The following is a 23,804-nucleotide window of genomic DNA, read 5'->3' as shown; positions in this document are numbered from 1 at the left end:
TTGGCGCGCTGGCGCGCGCGTGTCCGCGGCCCTGAGGGGCCGCCGGTCAGGCACCGGGGCTTGCTCCTTCGTCGCCTACGCCCCGGCGCCTGACCGGCGGCCCGGCCGCGGACCGGCCACTTCGTGGCCGTCCCTCCCTAGGGGTCGGGAGTGCGGTGGCTGGGTTGGGTGGGTTGTTGAAGACGGGGACAGGCTGGGTGCGCGCGGTGTGGTTGTTGGAGAGGGGGACAGGCTGGGTGTGTGCGGTGTGGTTGTTGACGAGGGGGACTGGCTGGTATCCGCGCGGTGGTTTTGATGAGGGGACTGGCTTGGGTGCGCGCGGTGGTTGTTCGAGACGGGGACGGGGTTGGGTGGACCGTGTGGTTGGGAGTGCGGTCGGGGGAAGGCTTGGTTGATCAGGTGGTGATGGCGGCGTGTCTGGTGAAGGCGGCTTCGGCGGCGGGGGTGGCGGCTTCGCGGTCGGTGGGGACCAGGCCGATGCGGGTGCGGCGGTCCAGGAGGTCGTCGACGGTGAGGGCGGCCTCGTGGGTGATGGCGAAGTCGAATTCGGCGGCGGTGACGTCGATTCCGGGGGCGACCGGTTCGGCGAGGGTGGGATCGGCCAGCCAGGCGGACACGATCTGGCTCGCCTCGCTGCCGTAGCGCTCGATGAGGACCGGTGGGGCATCGATCCGGTCGCGGGCGGCACCGGCGACCGCGCCGACCAGGGGGATCCGGGTGGTGCGGCAAGGGCCTGCCGTGAGGGCGGCCTGGGCGACCGCGGCGTCGACGGCGTCCTGGGCCATCTGGCGGTAGGTGGTGAGCTTGCCGCCGACGACGGTGATCAGGCCGTCGGGAGCGGTGAGGACCGCGTGTTCGCGGGAGATGTCGGCGGTGCTGTCGTCGGCGGTCTTCAGCAGCGGGCGCAGGCCGGCGAACCGGCCGCGGATATCGGCGCGGGTCAACGGTTCGCGCAGCGCGGTGTTGATGGTGTCGAGCAGGAAGTCGACCTCGGCCTCGGTGGGCTGTGGCTCGTCGGGGATCGGGCCCGGCGCGTCCTCGTCGGTGAGACCGAGGTAGACGCGGCCGTGCGCGGCGGGCAGCGCGAAGACGAACCGGCTGATGCTGCCGGGTACCGGCACCGTCAACGCGGCGCTGAGGCCACCGAACGCCGCGGCGTCGAAGACGAGGTGGGTGCCGCGGCTGGGCCGCAGTTCGATGCTGTGGTCGACCTCGCCCGCCCAGACTCCGGTCGCGTTCACGACCGCGCGCGCCCGAACCGTCAAGGTCTCGCCGGTCAGGCTGTCGCGCAGCTGGACCGAATCACCCTTCGCGGCAACCGCCTCCATGCGCGTGAGCACCGTCGCGCCGTGCGCGGCCGCCGTGCGAGCCAGCGCGACGACCAAGCGGGCGTCGTCGACGAGTTGACCGTCCCAGGCCTGCAATCCACCGCGCAGCCCGTCGCGCCGCACGGTCGGTGCCAAGCGCAGGGCCTCGGCGGCGGCCACCCGGCGCGAGCGCGGCAACGTGTCGACCGAAGTGTGCGCGGCGATCCGGAGCGCGTCACCGGCGGCGAAGCCCGCGCGGATGAGTGAGCTCTGGCCCAGCTTGATGCCGGGCAGCAAGGGAACGAGCTGGGGGAGTGGGCGCACCAGATGTGGTGCGGTGGTGCGCAACAGGATGCCGCGTTCGACCGCGCTCTCGTGCGCGATCCCGACCCGTCCGCTCGCCAGATACCGCAGCCCACCGTGCACCAGCTTCGAACTCCAGCGGCTGGTGCCGAAGGCGAAGTCGTTGCGCTCCACCAGGATTGTGCGCAGTCCGCGCGCGGCGGCGTCGAGGGCGACGCCGGTTCCGGTCACACCGGCGCCGATCACCACCACGTCGACCTCGGGGTTCTCGCCCAGTGCGGTGAGGTCGGTGGTGCGGCGCGCCGCGTTCAGGGTGGCACCGGAAATGGGGAAGTCAGCAGGCATCAGGAGTCCTTCTCGGGTGGCGGGAGCAGATAACCCTCGATAGCCCTGGACAATTCGGCGTCGAACTCCGCACCGGCCAGCAGCGACTCCACCGTGCCCGCCGACTGCACCGCCGACTGGGTGATGAGCAGCAGCATGGTGGCCATGTGCTCGGCATCACCCGACCGGATCGACCCGTCTCGGTGCCCGAGCTCGATCACGGTCGCGAACAGCCCGATCAGCGTGCGCTGATTGCGGCCGAGGCGGCCGAACACATAGGTGAGCATCAGGTCGGTGTCGGTGCGGAAGATCTTGGCGAACACCGCGTTCGACCGAATCGCCGCCGAGCCCGTCACGATGCCGTGGACCAGCCGATCCCGGCCGAGGCCGGTGTCGGGCATGGTTTCGGCGACGATCGTGCGCAGTTCACGCACCAGCAGTTCGGCGATCAGCGATCCGGTGTCGGGCCAGCGGCGGTAAACCGTCGGCCTGCTCACCCCGGCCCGGCGTGCCACCTCGGTGAGCGTGGTTCGGCGAACCCCGAAGTCGACGACGCAGGCCCGCGTGGCATCGAGAATCGCCACGTCGGTGGGCGAAAGCTGGTCAGCGTGGGTCGCGAGATCGATCATCGTGCTTCACCGCCGGTGGGTTCGGTGGCGCCGGGACAGCTGCGCCGTGGTCGGGCTGGAACCGCCCAAGGGTATCGAGCGGACCAGCGGGGTTTCCGTCGCGAAGGGTCGGTAGTGACATCCGACAGCGGTACGGATGTCGACTCTGGGACATATCGTTGGTTACTGCTTGACACTATATGTCATTATGTAACGCATGGTCGAGACGCAACACGAACAAACCGGGTCCGCCACCGTGGCACCGAGCATGGTGTGGGACGCCTGGGGCGTAGCCGCCGGTCACCAGCCGCTGTCGGCGCAGATCCGTGGCCTGCTCGCGCAGGTGTTCGGGATCTCGGGTGAGCCGGTCGTGCGCCGCGACGAGAACGACGTGCCGCTGATCCCCACCACGCTCACGGCCGCCGATCGGGCAGGCCTGGCGGCGATCGTCGGTGACGAACATCTCACTACCGCCGATCTCGACCGGCTGCGGCACGCGGGCGGCAAGAGCACCCCCGACCTGCTGCGCCGACGCGCGAACACCCCGCAGGACGCCCCCGACGCCGTCGTCTTCCCCGCCGATCACCCGCAGGTCCTGGCGCTGCTGGAGTACTGCGCCGAACACGGCGTCGCCGTCGTACCGTTCGGTGGCGGAACCAGCGTGGTCGGTGGCGTCGATCCCGTGCGCGGGCAGTTCGGCACCGTGATCGCACTCGACCTGCGCAGGCTCGACACGCTCACCGCGGTAGATCCGGCCAGCGGCACCGCCACCCTCGGCGCCGGACTCACCGGCCCGCAGGCCGAGGAGTTGCTCGGTGCGCACGGACTCTCGCTCGGGCACTTTCCGCAGAGCTTCGAATTCGCCAGCATCGGCGGGTTCGCCGCGACCAGGTCGTCGGGTCAGGCGTCGGCGGGCTACGGCCGGTTCGACGACATGGTCGAGCGCCTGGTGATCGCCACCCCGCAGGGCACCCTCGACCTCGGCCGCGCGCCCGCGTCGGCAGCCGGACCCGACCTGCGCGAGTTGTTCGTCGGATCCGAAGGCGCGCTCGGCATCATCACCTCGGTCACCCTGCGGGTGCATCCCGTGCCGGAAACCGTGGGCTACCAAGCCTGGTCGTTCCCCGACTTCGCCACCGGCGCCGCGGCGCTGCGCAGCGTGGCGCAGGCCGGCGCCGCGCCGACGGTGATGCGGCTGTCCGACGAGGCCGAAACGGGTCTGAATCTGGCGCGCTCCGCCGACGTCGGCGGCAATCCGGTATCGGGCTGTCTCGCCATCACCACCTTCGAGGGCAGCCGGGCCCATGTCGCGGCCCGATCCGCCGAGGCGAGCGAGCTGCTCGCTGCCGCGGGCGGCACCGCACTCGGCGAGGCGCCTGCCCAGCAGTGGGAGCACGGCCGGTTCGCCGCGCCCTACATGCGTGACGCGCTGCTCGATGTCGGCGTGCTGTGCGAGACGCTCGAAACCGCCACCAGCTGGGCCAATCTGGCGAATCTCAAAGTGAAGGTCACCGGCGCGCTGATGGACGCGCTCGGTGCGCAGGGCACGCCCGCGCTGGTCATGTGCCACATCTCGCACACCTATCCGACCGGGGCGTCGCTGTATTTCACCGTCGTCGCCAAGCAACTCGATGATCCGATCGCGCAGTGGCGCATCGCCAAATCCGCCGCGAGCGACGCGATGGTCGCCGCGGGCGGCACCATCACCCACCACCACGCCGTGGGCGCCGACCACCGGCCGTGGATGGGCGCTGAAATCGGTGACCTGGGGGTTCGGGTGTTGCGTGCGGTGAAGCGCGAACTCGACCCCACCGGAGTGCTCAACCCTGGGAAGCTGGTGCCGTGAGCGAACATTCGATGCGGCGCGTTGTCGTCGTCACGAACCCGCGTTCCGGGTCGGGCCGGGGCGACGACGTCGCCGAGGCGGTGCTGGCCGAACTGCTGGCGCGCGGTGTCGAGGTGGTCGAGGTGCGAGCCCCGAGCGCGGACGAGTCGGTGACACAGGTCAGGACGCTCGTGGCCGGCGAGGACCGGCCGGATGCGGTGATCTGCGTCGGCGGTGACGGGCTGATGAACGTGCTGCTGGCCGCTGTCGCGCACAGCGGGGTGCCGCTCGGGCTGGTGCCCGCGGGCACCGGCAACGACCTGGCGCGCGAATTCGGGATACCGACTGGTGACCCCCTTGCTGCCGTCGAGATCGTGCTGGGCGGTCGAGCCCGGACCATCGATCTGGGGCGGATCGAATCGGCGGACGCCGCACCCACCTGGTTCGCGACCGTGGTCGGCACCGGCTTCGACGCGCGAGTCACGCTGCGCGCCAACAAGATGCGCTATCCCCGTGGCCCGCTGCGCTACACCGCTGCCGCGGTCGTCGAGCTGATGCGTGGCTACACACTGCCGTTCCGGATCGAGCTGTCCGGCCTCGCGCCCGGTGCGCTGGACAATCCGCCCGACTCCCACGTGGTGATCCTGACCGACGCGGTGATGGCGCCGATCGGCAACACCCGCACCTACGGCGGCGGCATGCTGGTGTGTCCGGAAGCACTCGCCGACGACGGGTACCTCGACATCACGGTGGTCGGCGCGGTGTCACGGCTGGAGATGGCGCGGCTGCTGCCCGCGTTGTCGGCGGGCAAACGGATCGACCATCCGGCGACCAAGCGTTATCGGGCGCGGCGGATCACGGTCGGTGCGGAGGGCGGATACGCCACGGCCGATGGTGAGCCCGCGGGGATGTTGCCGGTGACGGTGCAGGCGATGCCCGGGGCGCTGAGCGTGCTGGTGCCCTGATCAGGCCGGGTCGAAGGCGATCCGGGACACCGCGTGCAGTGTCGGGCGGTCGATGATCACCACCGAGGTCGAGGACAGCGGTTGCGGGTCCGGCGCGAGGGCGGTGCCGCGGGCTCCGAGGGAGTCCATCATCGTTTCCCAGCGGCGGCAGTGTCCCGTGAAGGCCAGGCTGTTGACGCTTCTGCCTCGGCTGATCTGACCCGATCTGGCCTGCTCGGCGGGCACATCGATGAGCACCATGTGCAGTTCGCGGCGGCCCTGCGCGGTCCAGCGGGCGATCAGGCGACGGCTCCAGCGGAAGGTGGCGCAGTCGTGGATGGCGACCGGTCCGTCGCTGTCGCGGACCGCGTCGCGGATCGCGCGGTAGTGCGCGAGGTGGACAAGCGGGCGCCACAGGGAATACGGCGCCCAGCCCAACCGGTGACGCAGGCGATTGCGGGTGTGATTCGAGTCGAGGACGAGGGCGCCGGACGCGGTCCGCACCGGTTGCTCGGCATCGGGTCCCGAGCCGAAGAAGCGGTGTAGTGCGGTGGACTTTCCCGCGCCGGGGACACCGGCGAAGACCAGAACGGTGGTGCTCGGGTAGCGCAGTTCTTGGACCTCGCTCGCGCGCAGGTCCAGCAGGGCGATCGGGGTGATGATCCTCGGTGCCGACGCGGGAACGGGAGACGAGGAATCGAGCGGGGGCGTCACCCTCTCCAGGGTCCGGTAAAACGGACAAAACGGCAATCGGGGGTTGCCCGGATATTTCGGCTGGAGGGTTGGGAGACAACGGTTTCCGCGTGTCGTCGTGGCGCGTCACAGACCGTGCTGACCAGCACCGGGTAGAAGCTGAGAATTCCATATGGATTCTGCTGAGTGGGGTCGATCGCCGGTAGTATCAGAGCTGTAGACGGAGTCTTCGGTGTCCCTCATCCACCGAAGATTCCGTCTTTTTTTGTGCTCGGGTAGGCGGGGAAAAAGCTGGTTGCCGCTCCCCTTAGGATTGGGACGTGACCAGCGCAGCCCCTGACAACTCGCGTAATCGTGCCGATGCCCTGCCCAAGAGCTGGAACCCCGGCGAGGTAGAGGCCGACCTGTACGAGGGCTGGGTCAACGCCGGGTACTTCGCCGCCGACGCCTCCTCGAGCAAGCCGCCGTACTCGATCGTGCTGCCGCCGCCCAACGTCACCGGCACCTTGCACATGGGCCACGCGCTCGACCACACGATCATGGACCTGCTCACCCGCCGCAAGCGGATGCAGGGCTACGAGGTGCTGTGGCTGCCGGGCATGGACCATGCGGGTATCGCCACGCAGACGGTGGTGGAGAAGCAGCTCGCCGTCGACGGGAAGTCCAAGGAGGACTTCGGACGTGAGCTGTTCATCGACAAGGTGTGGGACTGGAAGCGCGAGTCCGGCGGGCAGATCCAGGGCCAGATGCGTCGCCTCGGCGACGGCGTCGACTGGAGCCGCGACCGCTTCACCATGGACGACGGCCTCTCGCGCGCCGTGCAGACGATCTTCAAGCGGCTCTACGACTCGGGGCTGATCTACCGCGCCGAGCGCCTGGTGAACTGGTCGCCGGTGCTGCAGACCGGCATCTCCGACCTCGAGGTCGACCACAAGGAGGTCGACGGCGAGCTCGTGAGCATGCGGTTCGGCTCGCTGAACGACGACGAACCGCACGTGATCGTGGCCACCACCCGCGTGGAGACGATGCTCGGTGACACCGCCGTCGCGGTGCACCCGGACGACGAGCGGTACAAGGCGCTGATCGGCACCACGCTGTACCACCCGATCACCGGCCGTCAGATCCCGATCGTCGCCGACGACTACGTCGACCCCGAATTCGGTTCCGGCGCAGTGAAGATCACCCCGGCGCACGACCCCAACGACTTCGAACTCGGCCTGCGCCACGGGCTGCCGATGCCGACGATCATGGACAAGACCGGCCGGATCGCCGACAGCGGCACCGAATTCGACGGCATGGACCGCTTCGAGGCCCGCGTGAAGATCCGCGAGCGGCTCGAGGCCGAAGGTCGCATCGTCGGCCGCAAGTTCCCCTACAAGCACCAGGTCGGTCACTCGGAGCGCTCCGGCGAGCCGATCGAGCCGCGCCTGTCGATGCAGTGGTGGGTCAAGGTCGACACCCTGGCCAAGGCCGCGGGCGACGCCGTGCGTGAAGGCGACGTGAAGATCCACCCGGCCAGCCAGGAACCGCGCTGGTTCGACTGGGTCGACAACATGCACGACTGGTGCATCTCGCGTCAGCTGTGGTGGGGCCACCGCATCCCGATCTGGTATGGCCCCGAAGGCGAGATCGTGTGCCTCGGCCCCGGCGAGGAAGCGCCCGAGGGCTGGGTGCAGGACCCGGACGTGCTCGACACCTGGTTCTCCTCGGGTCTGTGGCCGTTCTCCACGATGGGGTGGCCCGACTCGACCCCCGAGCTGTCGAAGTTCTATCCGACCAGCGTCCTCGTCACCGGGTACGACATCCTGTTCTTCTGGGTTGCCCGGATGATGATGTTCGGCATGTACGTGAGCGACGATCCGGTGCTCACCGCCGGTAAGGGCGGCCGGAAGCAGGTTCCGTTCGAAGACGTGTTCCTGCACGGCCTCATCCGCGACCAGCACGGCAAGAAGATGTCGAAGTCGCGCGGCAACGGCATCGATCCGCTCGACTGGATCAACTCCTACGGCGCCGACGCGCTGCGCTTCACCCTGGCCCGCGGCGCCCAGCCCGGCGGCGATCTGTCCGTCGGCGACGCGCACGCACTGGCTTCGCGCAGCTTTGTCACCAAGCTGTTCAACGCCACCAAGTTCGCCCTGATGAACGGTGCGCGCACCGGTGAGCTGCCCCCGCGCGAGACCCTCACCGACGCCGACCGCTGGATCGTCGACCGGCTCGACGCGGTCCGCGCCGAGGTCGACACCGCCTTCGACGCCTACGAATTCGGCAAGGCCTGCGAGGCGCTCTACCACTTCGCGTGGGACGAGCTGTGCGACTGGTACCTGGAGCTGTCCAAGGTGCAGTTCGCCGAATCCGACGCGCGCGCCGAGAGCACCGCGGTCGTGCTCGGCAGTGTGCTCGACGCGGTGCTGCGTCTGCTGCACCCGGTGATCCCGTTCGTCACCGAGACCCTGTGGCAGGCGCTCACCGGCGGTGAATCGGTGGTGATCGCCGCGTGGCCGCAGGCCAGTGGCGTGGCGACCGACGAACTCGCCGCGCAGCGAGTGGCCGATACGCAGCGGTTGATCACCGAGATCCGCCGGTTCCGCGGCGATCAGGGCCTGGCCGACAAGCAGAAGGTGAAGGCCACGCTCGTCGGGATCGAGGAGGTCGGGCTCGGCGGGTTCGCCGACTCGGTGGCCAATCTGGCCCGGCTCACCGAACCGGGCGAGGACTTCGCCACCACCGCCGAGGTGGAGGTGCGGCTGTCCGGCGGCACCGTCACCGTGCAGCTCGACACCTCCGGCGCGATCGACCTCGATGCCGAGCGTCGCCGGCTGGAGAAGGATCTCGCGGCCGCGCAGAAGGACCTCGACACCACCACGGCCAAGCTCGGCAACGAGGCCTTCCTGGCCAAGGCGCCGCAGCCGGTCGTCGACAAGATCACCGGTCGACGCGATGTGGCCGCGGCCGAAGTCACGCGCATCGGCGCCCGTCTGGCGGAGCTGAGCGCCAAGTGAGCGATATGGGCCCCGGTGACCTCGACCCCGAAGACGCCGACTTCGGCGGCAGCGACTACAGCGCGGCCCAGCTCAGCACCGGGCCGTCGCCGGTCGACCTCGCCGAGATGGCGCTGGTCGAGGCCGAGCTCGACAAGCGCTGGCCCGAAACCAAGATCGAACCCTCGCTCACCAGGATCGCCACCCTGATGGATCTGCTGGGCAACCCGCAGAACAACTATCCGGCGATCCACGTCGCAGGCACCAACGGCAAGACCTCGGTGACCCGGATGATCGACGCCCTGCTCACCGCCCTGCATCGGCGCACCGGCCGGATCACCAGCCCGCACCTGCAGCTGGCGACCGAGCGGATCAGCATCGACAACGTGCCGATCTCCCCGGCCGGCTATGTGGCGACCTATCACGAGCTCGCGCCTTATATCGGCATGATCGACCAGCGTTCCGCCGAATCCGACGGCCCGGCGATGAGCAAGTTCGAGGTGCTCACCGGCATGGCCTACGCCGCGTTCGCCGAGGCGCCGGTCGATGTGGCCGTCGTGGAAACCGGGATGGGCGGCACCTGGGACGCCACCAATGTGATCCACGCGCAGGTCGCGGTGATCACCCCGATCGGCCTCGACCACACCGAGTACCTCGGTCCCGACCTCGAGTCGATCGCCAAGGAGAAGGCCGGGATCATCAAGCGCGCACCCGAGGCGCTGATCCCGACCGACACCGTCGCGGTGATCGCCGAGCAGGAACCCGAGGTGATGGACGTGCTGCTGCGCCGGGCCGTCGCCGAGGACGCCGCGGTGGCCCGCGAGGGCGCGGAGTTCCGGGTACTGGAACGGGGCGTCGCCGTCGGCGGGCAGCTGCTCACCCTGCAGGGGCTCGGCGGCGTCTACGACGAGATCTTCCTGCCGCTGCACGGCGAGCACCAGGCCCGCAACGCGGCCCTGGCCCTGGCCGCGGTGGAGGCGTTCTTCGGGGCGGGCGCGGATCGTCAGCTCGATATCGAGGCCGTGCGCGCCGGTTTCGCGACGGTGGCCAGCCCGGGGCGGATGGAACGGATGCGCAACGCGCCGACCATCTTCGTCGACGCCGCCCACAACCCGGCGGGTGCGCAGGCGCTGGCCGCCACGCTCACCGGCGAGTTCGACTTCCGCAAGCTGGTCGGGGTGGTCGCGGTGCTCGCCGACAAGGACGCGGCCGGGATCCTCGACGCGCTCGAACCGGTCTTCGACGAAATCGTCGTCACCAGCAACGGCTCGCCGCGGGCCATGGACGTGGACTCGCTGGCCGACCTGGCCGTGCAGCGGTTCGGCGATGAACGCGTGATCACCGCCGAGACCCTGCCCGACGCGCTGGAGTCGGCGATCGCGCTGGCCGAGCAGGCCGGCGACGAGGGCGACGTGATTTCCGGCGCCGGCGTGGTGGTCACCGGGTCGGTCGTCACCGCGGGCGCGGCGCGCGCCCTGTTCGGAAAGGCTCCGGCGTGAGTGAAGAACAAGTGCCTCCTCCCGCCAACGATCCGTGGAAGGGTCTGCGCGGCGTCATGGCGGGAACGTTGATCCTCGAGGCGATCGTGGTGTTGCTGGCTTTGCCGGTGGTCGCCGACGTGGGCGGCGGTGTCACGTGGTTCTCCGGAACCTATCTCGTGGTGCTCTCGGTGCTGATGATCCTGGGCGCGGGTGTACAGCGGAAGCCGTGGGCGATCCCGTTCAACCTGGGCCTGCAGGTGCTGCTGCTCGCGGGCGCCTTCATCCACCTGTCGATCGGCGTGATCGCGGTGGTGTTCATCGCGGTCTGGGCGTTCATCCTCGTCCTGCGCTCGGATGTCCAGCGCCGAATGGACGCGGGACTGCTCCCCAGCCAGCGAATGGGCACCAAGTCCTGACCGCTCGAGGGCCCGATCGGCGTCCTGACACGGCCGACGCTAGGGTTACCCCGTGACTGAGCAGACGTTGGTACTCATCAAGCCGGACGGTGTCTCCCGGGGCCTCACCGGCGAGATCCTCGCGCGCATCGAGCGCAAGGGCCTCACTTTCCAGGCCTTGGAGCTGAAGAACGTGTCCGCGGAACTCGCGGCCGAGCACTACGCCGAACATGCCGAGCGGCCCTTCTTCGGCTCGCTCATCGAATTCATCACCTCCGGCCCGGTCGTCGCGGCCGTGCTCGAAGGCCCGCGCGCGATCGCGGCGTTCCGTCAGCTCGCCGGTGGCACCGACCCGGTAGAGAAGGCCGTGCCCGGCACCATCCGCGGCGACTTCGGCCTGGAGACCCAGTTCAACCTGGTCCACGGATCCGACTCGCCCGAGTCCGCCAAGCGCGAGATCGCCCTCTGGTTCCCCGAATTCCCCGCCTGACCCGCAGCGGTCGGTAGCGCAGCAAAGGTAGAAGGACACCCGGTCAGGCGGTATCGAACTCCGCTCGGCCGGGGCGCCCTCGCTTGCCGGATCCGCCGGGTGATACCACCGCCGTGAGCGGGGCGGAGTTCGCGTGAGTTGCGCCGATGGCGATCCCCGCGCGAACCGTATGGGATACTGATTACGGATGTGTTCGACGCCGACCTGTCGCGCAGGTACGTGACGCGGTGTCGGACATGACCGGATGACACCGCGGTTGATGCCGATCATCGCTGCCACGGATGGCCCTGTTGCTGGGGTCGCCCGCGCAGGCACGCTGGATGAGCGCTCGAAAGCGCGGTGCCACGCCGTACAGCCAGGCGCCGTGTGACCGGTTGGCCCGCCAGATGATCGATCAAGGTGCGACCGGACACGCGGGGCGAGACCAGATGACCCTCGTACCATCGGGTACGAGGTGCACGGACGATGCCCCCGCGTCGGCCGCGTCACTCCCGTACCGGGGAAGGACGCGCCCGGGGGCCCGAGGAGACTTCGTGGCCGAAAAAGAGCCGCTGGACACAACACAACAGGATGCCGATCAATTGCCGGAGCGAATTCGAGTTCATGCACTGGCCAAGCGGTTGGGAGTGACCAGCAAACGCATCCTGGCCAAACTGGCCGAGTTGGGCGCCGAGGCGCGCAGCGTTCAATCCAATGTCGACCGTTCGGTCGCCGAAACGGTGCGCGACGCGATCGCCGCCGCTGACGCCGAACCCGGCGAACCTTCAGCACCCGCACCCGCACCCGCGACGCGCGCGAAGAAGAGCGCCGCGTCCGCCCCCGTCGCCGAGCAGCCGGCCGACCCGTCCGCGGCGCCCGCGTCGCTGTTCTCCGCGCCCCACGTCGCGCGCACCGACGAGGTGTTCGCCGCGATGCGCGAGGACGCGCACACGGATCTGTTCACCCACCGGGCGTCGGAATCCCCCGTGCGGGCCGAGCCGGTGACCTTCGAGGCGCCCGCCTCGGTGGATATGCCGTTGTTCCTCCCGCCGGACGCCACCGCCGCCGAGGAGACCCGCAAACGCCGTCGGGCCGAACGGGCTCCGAAGAAGATCGAAGAGCCCGCCGCGCCGCCGGTGGAGGAAACCGTCGCGCCCAAGGCCGAGGAGCTCGACGCCGAGGCCGAGGACGAGTCCGCCGATCAGTCCGGTGACAACGACGCCGACGGCCAGCCGCGCCGCCGCCGTCGTGGCCGTCGTGGCCGGGGTCGTGGTCGTGGCGAGCAGTCCGCCGACGGCGAGGACACCGACTCCGACGGCGATGACGACGACACCGACGAGGCCGAGCAGCCGGCCGAGCAGGTCACCGCCGAAGCCGAGCAGGCCGAGGACACCGAATCCGACACCGATGACGAAGACGGCTCCTCCGATGGCGCGAGCCGTCGTCGCCGTCGTCGCCGTCGTCGCAAGGTGGGTGGCGAGTCCGCCGACGCCGAGTCGGCGACCGAAGACGATCCGCCGAACACCGTGGTGCACGAGCGCGAGCCCCGCAACAAGAGCCGTGGTCGTTCCAGCGCGAGCAACCCCGACGAAGTGCAGGGCATCTCCGGCTCCACCCGGCTGGAAGCGAAGCGTCAGCGTCGCCGTGACGGCCGGGAAGCCGGGCGTCGTCGTCCGCCGATCCTGACCGAGTCGGAGTTCCTGGCTCGCCGCGAGGCGGTCGACCGGGTGATGGTCGTGCGCGAGAAGGCGTTCGACCCCGCCGAGCACGCGCCCGGTCACCAGACCACCACCCAGGTGGCGGTCCTCGAGGACAACATCCTCGTCGAGCACTTCGTCACCAGTTCCGGTCAGGCGTCGATGGTGGGCAATGTCTACCTCGGCAAGGTCCAGAACGTGCTGCCCAGCATGGAGGCGGCGTTCATCGACATCGGCCGCGGCCGCAACGGTGTGCTCTACGCCGGTGAGGTGAACTGGGAAGCCGCCGGTCTCGGGGGTCGTGAGCGCAAGATCGAGCAGGCGCTCAAGCCCGGCGATCAGGTGCTGGTGCAGGTGTCCAAGGACCCGGTGGGTCACAAGGGCGCCCGTCTCACCACCCAGATCTCCCTCGCGGGTCGCTTCCTGGTGTACGTGCCCGGTGGCACGTCCACCGGGATCAGTCGCAAGCTGCCCGATACCGAGCGCAAGCGGCTCAAGGAGATCCTGCGCGAGATCGTCCCGTCCGACGCCGGGGTGATCATCCGGACCGCGTCCGAGGGTGTCAGCGAGCCCGAACTGGCTCGCGACGTCGAGCGGCTGCAGGCCGCCTGGCGCACCATCGAAGAGGCCGCCGCCAAGGAGACCAACGCACCGAAGGCCCTCTACGAAGAGCCCGACATGCTGGTCAAGGTCATCCGCGACCTGTTCAACGAGGACTTCGCCAAGCTGGTCATCGAAGGTGACCGCGCGTGGAGCACCGTCGAAACCTACGTCCGCACGGTGGCGCCCGACCTGCTGCCGCGGGTCAACCGGCACGAGAACAACGGTGTCGACGTGTTCGACGCCTTCCGGATCGACGAGCAGCTGGCCAAGGCGCTCGATCGCAAGGTGTGGCTGCCCTCGGGCGGCACCCTGGTGATCGACCGCACCGAGGCGATGACCGTCGTCGACGTCAACACCGGCAAGTTCACCGGCTCGGGCTCGTCGAATCTCGAAGAGACCGTCACCAAGAACAACCTGGAAGCGGCCGAGGAGATCGTGCGCCAGATGCGGCTGCGCGATATCGGCGGCATGATCGTCGTCGACTTCATCGACATGGTTCTCGAATCCAACCGTGACCTGGTGCTCCGTCGTCTCACCGAGGCGCTCGGACGCGACCGCACCCGCCACCAGGTGTCGGAGGTCACCTCGCTGGGCCTGGTCCAGATGACCCGCAAGAAGCTGGGCACCGGACTGGTCGAGGCGTTCTCCACCACCTGTGAGCACTGCCACGGTCGCGGCATTCTCGTGCACTCCTACCCGGTGGATTCCGGGTCCGGGGTCGAGGAGCCGCGGTCGAAGGAGGGCGGTTCGCGTCGTCGTCGCGGTAAGGATCGCGACAAGCCCGCGGCCGCCGCGGCGCCCGCGACCAACGGCACCGCACCGGCCGCCGAGCACGCCGAAGAGGACATCGCGGTCAAGCGGGCCCACCCGGTGGTACTCGCGATGGCAGGTCATCACGACGACGAGTCCAGCGAGCAGCCCACCGAGGTCGTCGAGGAGGCGCCCGCCGAGCCGACGAGGTCGCGCTCGCGTTCGCGGTCGCGCCGGGCGGGGCGTGGTGCCGCCGCGGCGAACACCGAGCCGAGTACCGAGGGTCCACTCACCGGGGTCATCTCCGGCGAGGCGGAACCCGAGGCACCCGAGGTCGAGGAGGAAGCGGTGATCTCGGCAGCTGCCGATACCGCCGCTGTCGCCGAGACCCCGGTCGTCGAGACCTCGCAGCCCGAACCGGCCGCGGTCGAGACCGCGCAGTCGGCCCCGGTCGCTGAGCCCGAACCGGCTGCTGCCGCCGCGGAACCCGCACCGCGGGCACCGCGTAGGCGTCGCGTAGCCCGGTCGACGGCAGCGCCCGCGCCGGACAGCGCGGGAGCCGTCTTCGTCCTGTCGGCGAACGAGCAGCCGCCCGCGGCGGCCGTCGTGGACTTCGCGGCGGAGCCGGTGGTCGTCCCGGAGCGCAAGCCGCGTCGTCGCGCCGTGGGTCGTCCCGCGGGCGCGCCGGCCGCCGAATCGAAGTAGCCCGATGCTTGCGTGCGCGGATCGCTCCGCGCACGCAAGCCCCGATTCGGCCCCTGACCGGCCGAATTGGGGGAGTGGATACCATTCTGGTAACCTAGGTCGGTCGCTGCCCAGTGATTGAGCATCCAGCCGAGCAGGCCGGGTGATACCGCAGGCAGCAAACGTTCTTCCCCCGCTCGTGCGGGGATGAGCCCAGGAATACGCGTCGCAGCTGCGGCGTGGACATGTGCAGGACCAATGTGAGTGGAGGAAGCCGACCGATGGCAGCGTACGCAATCGTCAAGACCGGCGGAAAGCAGTACAAGGTCGCGGTCGGTGACCTGGTGAAGGTCGAGAAGATCGAGGGCGCGGTCGGCACCGCCGTGGCGCTGACCCCGGTTCTCGTCGTCGACGGCACCGATCTGACCACCGACGCCGACAAGCTGGCCAAGATCTCCGTGGCCGCTGAGGTCATCGACCAGACCAAGGGCCCGAAGATCCGGATCCACAAGTTCAAGAACAAGACCGGCTACCACAAGCGCCAGGGTCACCGTCAGCCGCTGACGGTCATCAAGGTCACCGGCATCAAGTAAGAATTTTCCCGAGGAGACGAAGCAATGGCACATAAGAAGGGCGCATCCAGCTCCCGGAACGGCCGCGATTCGAACGCCCAGCGCCTCGGCGTGAAGCGTTTCGGCGGCCAGAAGGTCAGCGCGGGCGAGATCCTGGTCCGTCAGCGTGGAACTCACTTCCACCCGGGCGTGAACGTCGGCCGTGGTGGCGACGACACGCTGTTCGCCCTCGAGGCGGGCGCGGTCGAGTTCGGCACCAAGCGTGGCCGCAAGACCGTCAACATCGTCGTTCCGGAGCCGGTCCAGGCCTGACCGCCTGGAGCTTCGCTCCCCACAGACACCAGAGCGGGTCAGGGTTGATTCCCTGACCCGCTCTGTCGTGTTCTCCCCACCCCTTACCGCAAACGACTAGTCAGAAGGAGGAGGATCAACCCATGTCCAAATTCATCGACCGCGTCGTGCTGCATGTTCGTGCCGGTAGAGGTGGACACGGTTGCGCCTCGGTGCATCGTGAGAAGTTCAAGCCGCTCGGCGGGCCCGACGGCGGCAACGGCGGCAGTGGCGGCGACGTGATCCTCGAGGTCGACGCCAACGTCCACACCCTGCTCGATTTCCATTTCCACCCCAACGCCAAGGCCGGCAACGGCAAGCCCGGCGAGGGCAGCAACCGAGAGGGCAAGAACGGCGCCGATCTGGTGCTGCAGGTCCCCGACGGAACGGTCGTCGTCGATGACGACGGCAAGGTGGTCTGCGACCTCGTCGGCGCGGGCAACCGGTTCATCATCGCCCGTGGCGGCCGCGGTGGCCTCGGCAACGCCTCGCTGGCGTCCAAGGCACGCAAGGCGCCCGGTTTCGCGCTGCTCGGCGAAGAGGGCGACGAGGTCGACGTCGTACTCGAGCTGAAGTCGGTCGCCGACGTCGGACTCGTCGGCTTCCCGTCCGCGGGCAAGTCGTCGCTGGTCTCGGTGCTGTCCGCGGCCAAGCCGAAGATCGCCGATTACCCGTTCACCACGCTGGTCCCCAACTTGGGCGTCGTGCTGTCCGGTGACACGACCTTCACCATCGCCGACGTGCCCGGCCTGATCCCCGGTGCCAGCGAAGGCCGCGGCCTCGGCCTGGACTTTCTGCGCCACATCGAACGCTGCGCGGTGCTTGCCCACGTCGTCGACTGCGCGACCCTGGAACCCGGCCGCGACCCGGTCTCCGACGTCGATGCACTCGAGGCCGAGCTTGCCGCCTACAAGCCCGCCTTGTCAGGTGACGCCAGCCTCGGTGATCTGGCCGACCGCCCGCGCGTGGTCATCCTCAACAAGACCGACGTGCCCGATGCGGCCGAGCTGGCCGAAATGGTGTCCGCCGAGTTCGCCGAGCGTGGCTGGCCGGTGTTCGAGATCTCCGCCGTGAGCCGCGCGGGCCTGCGCCCGTTGACGTTCGCGCTGGCCGACATGGTTCGTCAGTATCGCGAGGATCACCCCAAGGCCGCGCCCAAGCGCACCATCATCCGCCCGATCGCGACCGACGAGACCGGTTTCAGCGTCATCGCCGACCCGGAGGAGGCGGGTGGTTTCATCGTGCGCGGCACTCGCCCCGAGCGCTGGATTCGCCAGACCGACTTCAACAACGACGAGGCCGTCGGCTACCTGGCCGACCGGTTGGCTCGCCTGGGTGTCGAAGCCGCGCTGGTCAAACAGGGTGCGCAACCGGGCTGCCCGGTCACCATCGCCGGTGTGACCTTCGAATGGGAGCCGATGATCTCGGCGGGTGTCGATATGCAGCCGACTGGCCGCGGAACCGACCTCCGGCTCGAGACCAACGATCGTATCGGTGCGGCCGAGCGCAAGCTCGCCTCGCAGGCGCGACGTGGGCTGCTCGACGAAAACGGCGAACGCAAAGAGTGAGGTGGGTCGCGCCCGGCGAAAATCGCTGTCGGGCGCGGCCATTGGATCGGCATACTGCGATGGTTGACGAGGTAGCTCGGTGATCGTGGTGCAGGGAGTTGAACGATGCAGGTGGGTTCGGAGCTGAGTCAGGGACGCGCGGCGATCGTGTCGGCGCGCACCGTGGTGGTGAAGATCGGCTCGTCGGCGTTGACCAGCCTCGAAGGTGGCCTCGACACCGCCCGCCTCGATCTGCTGGCCGACGCGGTCGAGGCGCGGATGCGGGCCGGTTCGGATGTGGTGGTCGTGTCCTCGGGCGCGATCGGCGCGGGACTCGCTCCGCTCGGTCTGTCGAAACGGCCCAAGGATCTCGCGACCAAGCAGGCCGCGGCCAGCGTCGGACAGCTGGCTCTCGCCCACGCGTGGGGCACATCGTTCGCCCGCTATGACCGCACCGTCGGCCAGATCCTGCTCTCCGCCGACGATTTCGCCCGCCGGGAGCATCACCGCAACGCCCAGCGCACGCTGGACCGGTTGCGGTCGCTCGGCGCGATCGCGGTGGTGAACGAGAACGACACGGTCGCCACCGAGGAGATCCGCTTCGGCGACAACGACCGCCTCGCCGCCCTGGTGGCGCACCTGGTGGGCGCCGACGCCCTGATCCTGCTGTCGGACGTGGCGGGGCTCTACGACGGCGACCCGCGTAAGGGCGCCGCCAACTTCATTCCCGAGGTGCGCAGCAGTGCCGACCTCGACGGCGTGATCGCGGGTAGCGGTGGCGCGCTCGGGACCGGCGGGATGGCCTCCAAGCTCTCCGCTGCCCGTCTCGCCGCCGATGCGGGCATTCCTGTCCTGCTGGCTTCGGCCGCTGATGCTGCGGTTGCCCTCACCGGCGGCACCGTGGGTACGGCGTTCGCTGCTCGCCCGATCCGGCTCTCCGGTCGTAAGTTCTGGGTTCGCCATGCCGCTGATCCGCGGGGCGCGGTTCTGCTCGATGCGGGCGCGGTTGATGCGGTGGCTCAACGACACTCGTTGTTGGCGGCGGGTATCACCGGGATTCGTGGTCGCTTCTTCGGGGGGGATGTGGTGGATCTGGTCAGCCCTGATGACGCGGTTGTGGCTCGGGGGGTTATCGAATACGACAGTGCCGAGCTCGTCTCTATGCTCGGCCGGTCTACGACTGATCTCCCCGACACGATGCAACGTCCGGTGATTCACGCGGACGATCTGGTGAAGGTCTGAACGGAGACCTTCGTTCGGGGTGTTCACGCGGCTGCGGGGCGTGATGACCTGGGGTTCGAGGTGGGCACTCCGACGAAAGGGCCGTGGACGTATCGCGGTCGATGATCTACCGCGGCGGGACCACTCCTGGCTGATCGGTCTCGGGCGGGGGCGCCTTGGGTGTGGCCGGCTGTGACGGGGACACGTCGGATCCGGGAACCGGGCCGGTGACGCCGGGCTGACCGCCCGGGTCGGACATGTCGGGCATGCCCGGCAGCGGAAGTGGTTGTGGCGCTTGGCGGCCGGGTGGTGCCGGGGAGGCCGGTTGTTCCGAGGTCGGTGCGGGCGCTTCGGTCGGCCGCGGGGTTTCCGTGGTCGGGTGCCTCGGTGCCGGTGGATTCGAATCCTGCTGTGTCGGTAGCTGATTCGGCTGCGTGGGCGGGGGAGCGGGCGCCTCGCTGGGCGAACTCGTCGGCGGAACGGTCGGGCCCTGGCTCTGTGGAGCGGGTTGTTCGGTGGACGGCACGGGCGCTTCGGTGGTGGGTGTGGGCGCTTCGGTAGGCGGCGCGGGTACGGCGGTAGGCGGCGCGGGCGGTTCGGTGGTGGGTGCAGGCGCTTCGGAGGACGGCACGGGCGCTTCGGTAGGCGGTGCGGGTGGCGCTGGCGCTTCGGTGGTGGGTGTGGGCGCTTCGGAGGACGGCACGGGCGCTTCGGTGGTGGGTGCGGGTGCGGGTGCTTCGGAAGACGGCACAGGTGCTTCGGTAGGCGGTGCGGGTGGCGCTGGCGCTTCGGTGGTGGGAGCGGGCGCTTCGGTAGTAGGTGCGGGCGCTTCGGAAGACGGTACGGGCGCTTCGGTGGTGGGCGAGGGGGTCTCGGATGCCGGAGACTGTGGGGTGGAGCTCTGACCTTGGGGTGCAGGGGTTTCCGACGGTGCGGGGGCTTCGCCTGGCGCCATGGTGGCGCCGGGTGCGGGGGCTTCACCGGGCGCCGCGCCGGATTCTGGTTCCTGGGGCGAATTGCCTTGTGGTGCGGAGGGACTCGGAGTCGACCCGTTGCCCGGCGAGGGCGAACCACCTCGGCCCGACGGCGCTTCTGTCTCCCCTGGTGCGGTGGGCAGTGCTGGGACCCCGGTTCCGGCAAGCGAATACGCCGGCTTGTAGATCATGTTCATCGCCAGCACAGCTTCTTGGCGTAGCGCCTCGGCCGCCATCTGCGCGTCGATCACCTGCGCGCTCTCCAGCAGGCGGGCGATCGCCCCGATCGGGCCTGAACCGCCCGGCGCCACCACTGCCAGCTTCACGGCTTCGGCGGCCGCGGCGACACCGCCGAGGCGGGCGCCGACTTCGGCCATCACCGTGGCCAGTTCGTCGATGGAGGCGGCGAAGCTGCGGGTGCTCGCGGCGGCGGCATCGGCGGCGGCGCCGGACCAGCCGGTGTCGTCGATCACCCGCTCGGCGCCGGATTTGGTCAGCGGCATCGAGGTGGAGAGGGTGGCGGCGGTCTCCAGCCAGGTCATCGACGCGCCGAGAACGGCACCGGCGTCGATCTGCTGGGCGCGCGTGTAGATCTGTTCGTGCGGCATGGATTCGAAATGTTCCATCGCACTGATGTAGGTGGGGTCGGTGCTCATCCGCGCACCCGCGTATCGACGGTGCGCAGGGCGGCGGCCGCGGCGGCGTCGGCTTCCTCGTAGAGGCCCGCGCTGAGCAGGAACGCCTCTTTCATCCGGTAGGCCGCCTCGATGTAGCGATCGAGCAGTTCGGCGGCGTCGCGTGCCTTGTGCGCGAAGCCCGCCTGCAACTGCTGGGCGGAGACGAAGCCGCCGAATCCCTTTGCCTCGGCAGCGTTCTCGAGCCCCTGTCGCAGCTGGGCGAGGTGCTCGGCCTGCTGTTCGTAGAGGTCGGCGCATCGGCGCGCGGCATCGGGGTCGAATGTCAGTGTCCCCGCCACGGCGGCGCTGCGGAACCGGGAGATCTCGGCTCTGCTGCTCTCGATCGTCATCGCGTCTCCCCTCCAGATGATGCGGTGGAGTCCAGGTTAGCCGGACCTTCTGCTGTGCGAACTGTGCGCCGGCACCAATCTGCGCTGCAATTGCGCGGCCAGTTGCCCAGTGGACGCGGGCACCACGTGCACGGTTTCGCCCGCTCGCAGCAGGTAGCGGCCGTCGTTGGCCACGTCGATCCAGCTGTAGTGCACCGGTGGGTTCGGCACCGGACGGTCGAGCCCGGTTTCGATGCGGATGTGGCCCTCGGCGGTGTGCGGCCTGCGTAATAATCGCTGGATGCGGGGCACGGCGGGATGGGTCGCGAGCACAGTTTCCTCGTCGCGCACCGCCTCGGTCGCGGCCTCGCGCGCGGGTTCGCGTCCGGGTGGGGTATCGGGCAGGCAGGCGGTGACGCGCGCGCCGATCCCCGCGGTGTGCCCGATCGAAACACGCACGCTGCCACCGTAATCGGGCCGGGTACTCGGTTCCTGCCTTACCAGCACCGCATGGTCGTAGACCGCGCAGGCCAGCAGCCGGATTTCGCTGCCTGGGGTATGGGCGCCGCCGACCAGCACGATCCTGGCGTGTGGTTCGGCGATGATCCGCAGACAGGCGGCGAGGTCGGGGTCACCCCCGCGTAGTCGGTCGTCTAGTCCCGCGCGTAGCCGCGCCGCGTCGTTCTCGGTGTGCGGCGACTCGAGCACGCGCAACGGAAACGGCATGCGATCCTGACCCGATTCCCGCCAGACGTGCGCGAATTCGTCAGCGGTGAAGGTCCATCCCATTGCCGATCCCATCCTTACCGAACCAGGACGGGGACAGCCTAACCCGCGTTGTCCGATTCCGGCGTGCCGATCGAGCCTCATATCTCCGAACGGAATCTTTTCCCGCTCTGAGTACCTCAGCTGACTGTTCCGGCGGAGGCTGAGGTCGGCCGACGTTTTTACGATCGCCGTCCGGGTCCGCGGCCGGACCTCTCAGTAACCGCGCGCAGTGTCGATGATCGCGTCCAACGGCTCGCCCGCGACGAACCGCGCCACATTCGCGCCGACATGATCGGCGAACGCCGCCAACCGCAACTGCGGTGGGTTCGAATCGTGCGGGGTGATGATCGCGTTCGGCAATGTCCACAGCGGGTGCCCGTCGGGCAGCGGTTCCGGGTCGGTGACGTCGAGTCCGGCGCCGCCGATCACCCCGCCGGTCAGCGCGTCCACCAGCGCGTCGGTGTCGATCAGGCTGCCACGGGCCACATTGATCACCCACGACGACGGCTTGAGCCTGGACAGTTCGTCGGCGCCGATGAGGTGGCGCGTCTGCGCCGTCGCGGGTGCCGCGACCACCACATGATCGGTGTGCGACCACACCCGCGCGAGCTGATCGGTCGGCACCGTCTCGACATCGGCGGGAATGCCGGTGCCGGTCACCGGACGTCCCGACCGGTTCACCGCGATCACATGGGCGCCCAGCGGCGCCAGCATCGGGATCAGCGCGCGACCGATCCCGCCGGCACCGACGATCGTCACGGTCTTGCCGCGCAACGATCCGACGTGCGGGAAGAACTCCCGCTGCTGCCACGATGTCGCCCGCAACTGTTCGGGCAGGTACCGCACTCCGGCCAGCAACAGCATCAGCGCGTGTTCGGCGACACTGTGCGAGAACGCCCCTGCCGCGGAGGTGAACACCACGTCCGGATGCGCGGTGAACACGCCCGCGTCGAAGAAGTCCTCGATCCCCGCGGCGGGCAACTGCGCCCAGCGCACCGACGACGGCAGGGTCGCCGGAAAATCGCTGGGTTTGCCGGTCCAGATCAGTGCGTCGGCCTCCGCCACCTCACCCACGCGAGCGCCCGCTCCGACGACCGCTTTCTCGAGCAAGCGCGGCGCCGGCTGATCCGGGGCGATCGCGATCGTGGTCGCGGATTCCTGCACAGAGACCTCCTGGGTCGATCGGCTGCCGGTGCCGCACTGCGGCTCGAGCGCTGTCCTGGGCACCGCACGCGGTACCGGACCCTGATTCTTCCTCGTCGCTGTCGACGGCGCCTCCGCACCCTCCCGGTCTCGCGAAGTGGTCCGGAACTGCTCACTGTTCGTCGAGGTCGACGAGTTCCTCGACGCCGTGCCGGTCGGCCAGTTCCAGCAGGGGCGCGATGTCGAAGACGGCGTTGTCCATGTCGGCCTGTAGGTCGCCGAGTTCGGCATAGCGGGCAGGCACGGTCTGGATGGTGAAGTCGCGGGGCACGATGTCGTCGATCTCGGTCCAGCGAACCGGCGTCGACACGGTGGCCTCCGGCACGCCACGCACGGAGTAGGCGGCGGCGATGGTGTGGTCGCGCGCGTTCTGGTTGTAGTCGACGAACAGCTGCGCGGGATCGCGGTCCTTGCGCCACCAGGCCGTGGTGACATCCTCGGGCGCACGCCGTTCGATCTCCTGCGCGAACGCGAGCGCGGCCCGGCGAACCTCCTGAAACCCGTACTCCGGCGCGATCCGCACGTACACGTGCAGTCCGGACCCACCGGAGGTCTTCGGCCAGCCGACCGCGCCGAGCTCGTCGAGCACCTCGTGCACCACCCCGGCCACCCGCTGCACCCGCGACCACGGGCAGTCGGGCATCGGATCGAGGTCGATGCGCCATTCGTCGGGCGACTCGGTATCGGAGGCCCGCGAATTCCAGGGATGGAACTCCACGGTGGACATCTGCACAGCCCAGATCACCTCGGCGAGCTCGTGCACGCAGAGCTCGTCGGCGTGCCTGCCGTAGCGCGGAAAATACACGCGCACGGTCGGTATCCAGTCCGGCGCACCCGCGGGCACCCGCTTCTGGTGCACCTTTCCGCCCGGCAGTCCCTTGGGGAATCGGTGCAGCATGCAGGGCCGATCCCGCAGGGCGTTGACGATCCCGTCCCCGACGCTCAGGTAGTACTGCGCGAGGTCGAGCTTGGTCACGCCGAGCTCGGGAAAATACACCCGGTCGGGATTGCTGACCCGCACGGTGTGCTCACCCACCGGTAGTTCGACCGCAGGCGCCGCAGACTTGGCCACCCGCCCAACGATAGACGAGCAGGCCCGCCCCCGTGGGGGAGCGAGCCTGC

19 protein-coding genes are annotated in these 23,804 nt (G+C 69.3%); 11 read left to right on the top strand and 8 right to left on the bottom strand.

Annotation, left to right across the window (positions count from 1 at the left end; translation table 11 throughout):
* Positions 1–395: 395 nt before the first annotated feature.
* On the bottom strand, positions 396–1,955 hold the full coding sequence (locus ACWDXS_RS24880) for an FAD-dependent oxidoreductase (protein WP_449969147.1): 1,560 nt from the start codon (positions 1,953–1,955) through the stop codon (positions 396–398).
* A complete protein-coding gene (locus ACWDXS_RS24875; protein ID WP_378993732.1) occupies positions 1,955–2,563 on the bottom strand; it encodes a TetR/AcrR family transcriptional regulator in 609 nt (202 codons plus the stop codon). Before ACWDXS_RS24875 ends, ACWDXS_RS24880 begins: the two co-directional genes overlap by 1 nt.
* A 196-nt stretch (positions 2,564–2,759) precedes the next feature.
* On the opposite strand from ACWDXS_RS24875, the gene ACWDXS_RS24870 reads away from it, so the two are divergent.
* Positions 2,760–4,388, top strand: a complete 1,629-nt coding sequence (locus tag ACWDXS_RS24870) for an FAD-binding oxidoreductase (RefSeq protein WP_449969144.1) — start codon at positions 2,760–2,762, stop codon at positions 4,386–4,388.
* On the top strand, positions 4,385–5,332 hold the full coding sequence (locus tag ACWDXS_RS24865) for a YegS/Rv2252/BmrU family lipid kinase (RefSeq protein ID WP_449969141.1): 948 nt from the start codon (positions 4,385–4,387) through the stop codon (positions 5,330–5,332). The genes ACWDXS_RS24870 and ACWDXS_RS24865 overlap by 4 nt, the downstream gene beginning before the upstream one ends.
* On the opposite strand, the gene ACWDXS_RS24860 is transcribed toward ACWDXS_RS24865, so the two are convergent.
* Positions 5,333–6,025, bottom strand: coding sequence for an AAA family ATPase (locus ACWDXS_RS24860; RefSeq protein WP_449969138.1), 693 nt, complete (start codon positions 6,023–6,025; stop codon positions 5,333–5,335). It abuts the gene before it with no gap.
* Positions 6,026–6,324: 299 nt separating this feature from the next.
* Here ACWDXS_RS24860 and ACWDXS_RS24855 point away from each other — a divergent pair, with 299 nt between their 5' ends.
* The 9 genes from ACWDXS_RS24855 to proB all read left to right on the top strand — a co-directional run bounded on the left by ACWDXS_RS24855 (position 6,325) and on the right by proB (position 18,752).
* Positions 6,325–9,003, top strand: coding sequence for a valine--tRNA ligase (locus ACWDXS_RS24855; protein WP_449969135.1), 2,679 nt, complete (start codon positions 6,325–6,327; stop codon positions 9,001–9,003).
* Between the two features lie 107 nt (positions 9,004–9,110).
* Positions 9,111–10,481, top strand: a complete 1,371-nt coding sequence (folC, locus tag ACWDXS_RS24850; protein WP_449969166.1) for a bifunctional tetrahydrofolate synthase/dihydrofolate synthase — start codon at positions 9,111–9,113, stop codon at positions 10,479–10,481.
* A 56-nt stretch (positions 10,482–10,537) separates the two neighbouring features.
* Positions 10,538–10,879, top strand: coding sequence for a DUF4233 domain-containing protein (locus ACWDXS_RS24845; protein WP_378994037.1), 342 nt, complete (start codon positions 10,538–10,540; stop codon positions 10,877–10,879).
* Positions 10,880–10,931: 52 nt separating this feature from the next.
* Positions 10,932–11,348 carry a nucleoside-diphosphate kinase gene (gene ndk / locus ACWDXS_RS24840; RefSeq protein WP_266298471.1) on the top strand — a complete coding sequence of 139 codons (417 nt, stop codon included), beginning with the start codon at positions 10,932–10,934 and terminating at the stop codon, positions 11,346–11,348.
* 533 nt (positions 11,349–11,881) lie between these two features.
* Positions 11,882–15,082, top strand: coding sequence for a translation initiation factor IF-2 N-terminal domain-containing protein (locus ACWDXS_RS24835; RefSeq protein WP_449969130.1), 3,201 nt, complete (start codon positions 11,882–11,884; stop codon positions 15,080–15,082).
* A gap of 260 nt (positions 15,083–15,342) precedes the next feature.
* Positions 15,343–15,654, top strand: coding sequence for a 50S ribosomal protein L21 (gene rplU, locus ACWDXS_RS24830; protein WP_067456085.1), 312 nt, complete (start codon positions 15,343–15,345; stop codon positions 15,652–15,654).
* A 24-nt stretch (positions 15,655–15,678) separates the two neighbouring features.
* Positions 15,679–15,945, top strand: a complete 267-nt coding sequence (rpmA, locus tag ACWDXS_RS24825; RefSeq protein ID WP_056821498.1) for a 50S ribosomal protein L27 — start codon at positions 15,679–15,681, stop codon at positions 15,943–15,945.
* A 122-nt stretch (positions 15,946–16,067) separates the two neighbouring features.
* Complete coding sequence (gene obgE, locus ACWDXS_RS24820) at positions 16,068–17,531, top strand: GTPase ObgE (protein WP_378993744.1); 1,464 nt, start codon at positions 16,068–16,070, stop codon at positions 17,529–17,531.
* 105 nt (positions 17,532–17,636) lie between these two features.
* Positions 17,637–18,752, top strand: coding sequence for a glutamate 5-kinase (gene proB, locus ACWDXS_RS24815; RefSeq protein ID WP_378993746.1), 1,116 nt, complete (start codon positions 17,637–17,639; stop codon positions 18,750–18,752).
* A 106-nt stretch (positions 18,753–18,858) separates the two neighbouring features.
* On the opposite strand, the gene ACWDXS_RS24810 is transcribed toward proB, so the two are convergent.
* The 5 genes from ACWDXS_RS24810 to ligD form a co-directional block, all read right to left on the bottom strand.
* Positions 18,859–20,361 (bottom strand): hypothetical protein, encoded by a 1,503-nt coding sequence (locus ACWDXS_RS24810; RefSeq protein WP_449969125.1) that lies wholly within the window; start codon positions 20,359–20,361, stop codon positions 18,859–18,861.
* On the bottom strand, positions 20,358–20,732 hold the full coding sequence (locus ACWDXS_RS24805; protein ID WP_449969122.1) for a hypothetical protein: 375 nt from the start codon (positions 20,730–20,732) through the stop codon (positions 20,358–20,360). The genes ACWDXS_RS24810 and ACWDXS_RS24805 overlap by 4 nt, the downstream gene beginning before the upstream one ends.
* A 36-nt stretch (positions 20,733–20,768) precedes the next feature.
* Entirely contained in the window at positions 20,769–21,500 is a 732-nt protein-coding gene (locus tag ACWDXS_RS24800; protein ID WP_378993752.1) for an ESX secretion-associated protein EspG, read from the bottom strand.
* A gap of 192 nt (positions 21,501–21,692) precedes the next feature.
* Positions 21,693–22,643, bottom strand: a complete 951-nt coding sequence (locus ACWDXS_RS24795; RefSeq protein ID WP_378993754.1) for a D-isomer specific 2-hydroxyacid dehydrogenase family protein — start codon at positions 22,641–22,643, stop codon at positions 21,693–21,695.
* Between the two features lie 151 nt (positions 22,644–22,794).
* Positions 22,795–23,754 (bottom strand): non-homologous end-joining DNA ligase, encoded by a 960-nt coding sequence (gene ligD / locus ACWDXS_RS24790; protein ID WP_387447700.1) that lies wholly within the window; start codon positions 23,752–23,754, stop codon positions 22,795–22,797.
* Between the last annotated feature and the right edge of the window lie 50 nt (positions 23,755–23,804).

The sequence above is a fragment of the Nocardia sp. NPDC003183 genome, assembly GCF_053590715.1.
This window is presented reverse-complemented; position numbering and strand designations above follow the sequence as displayed.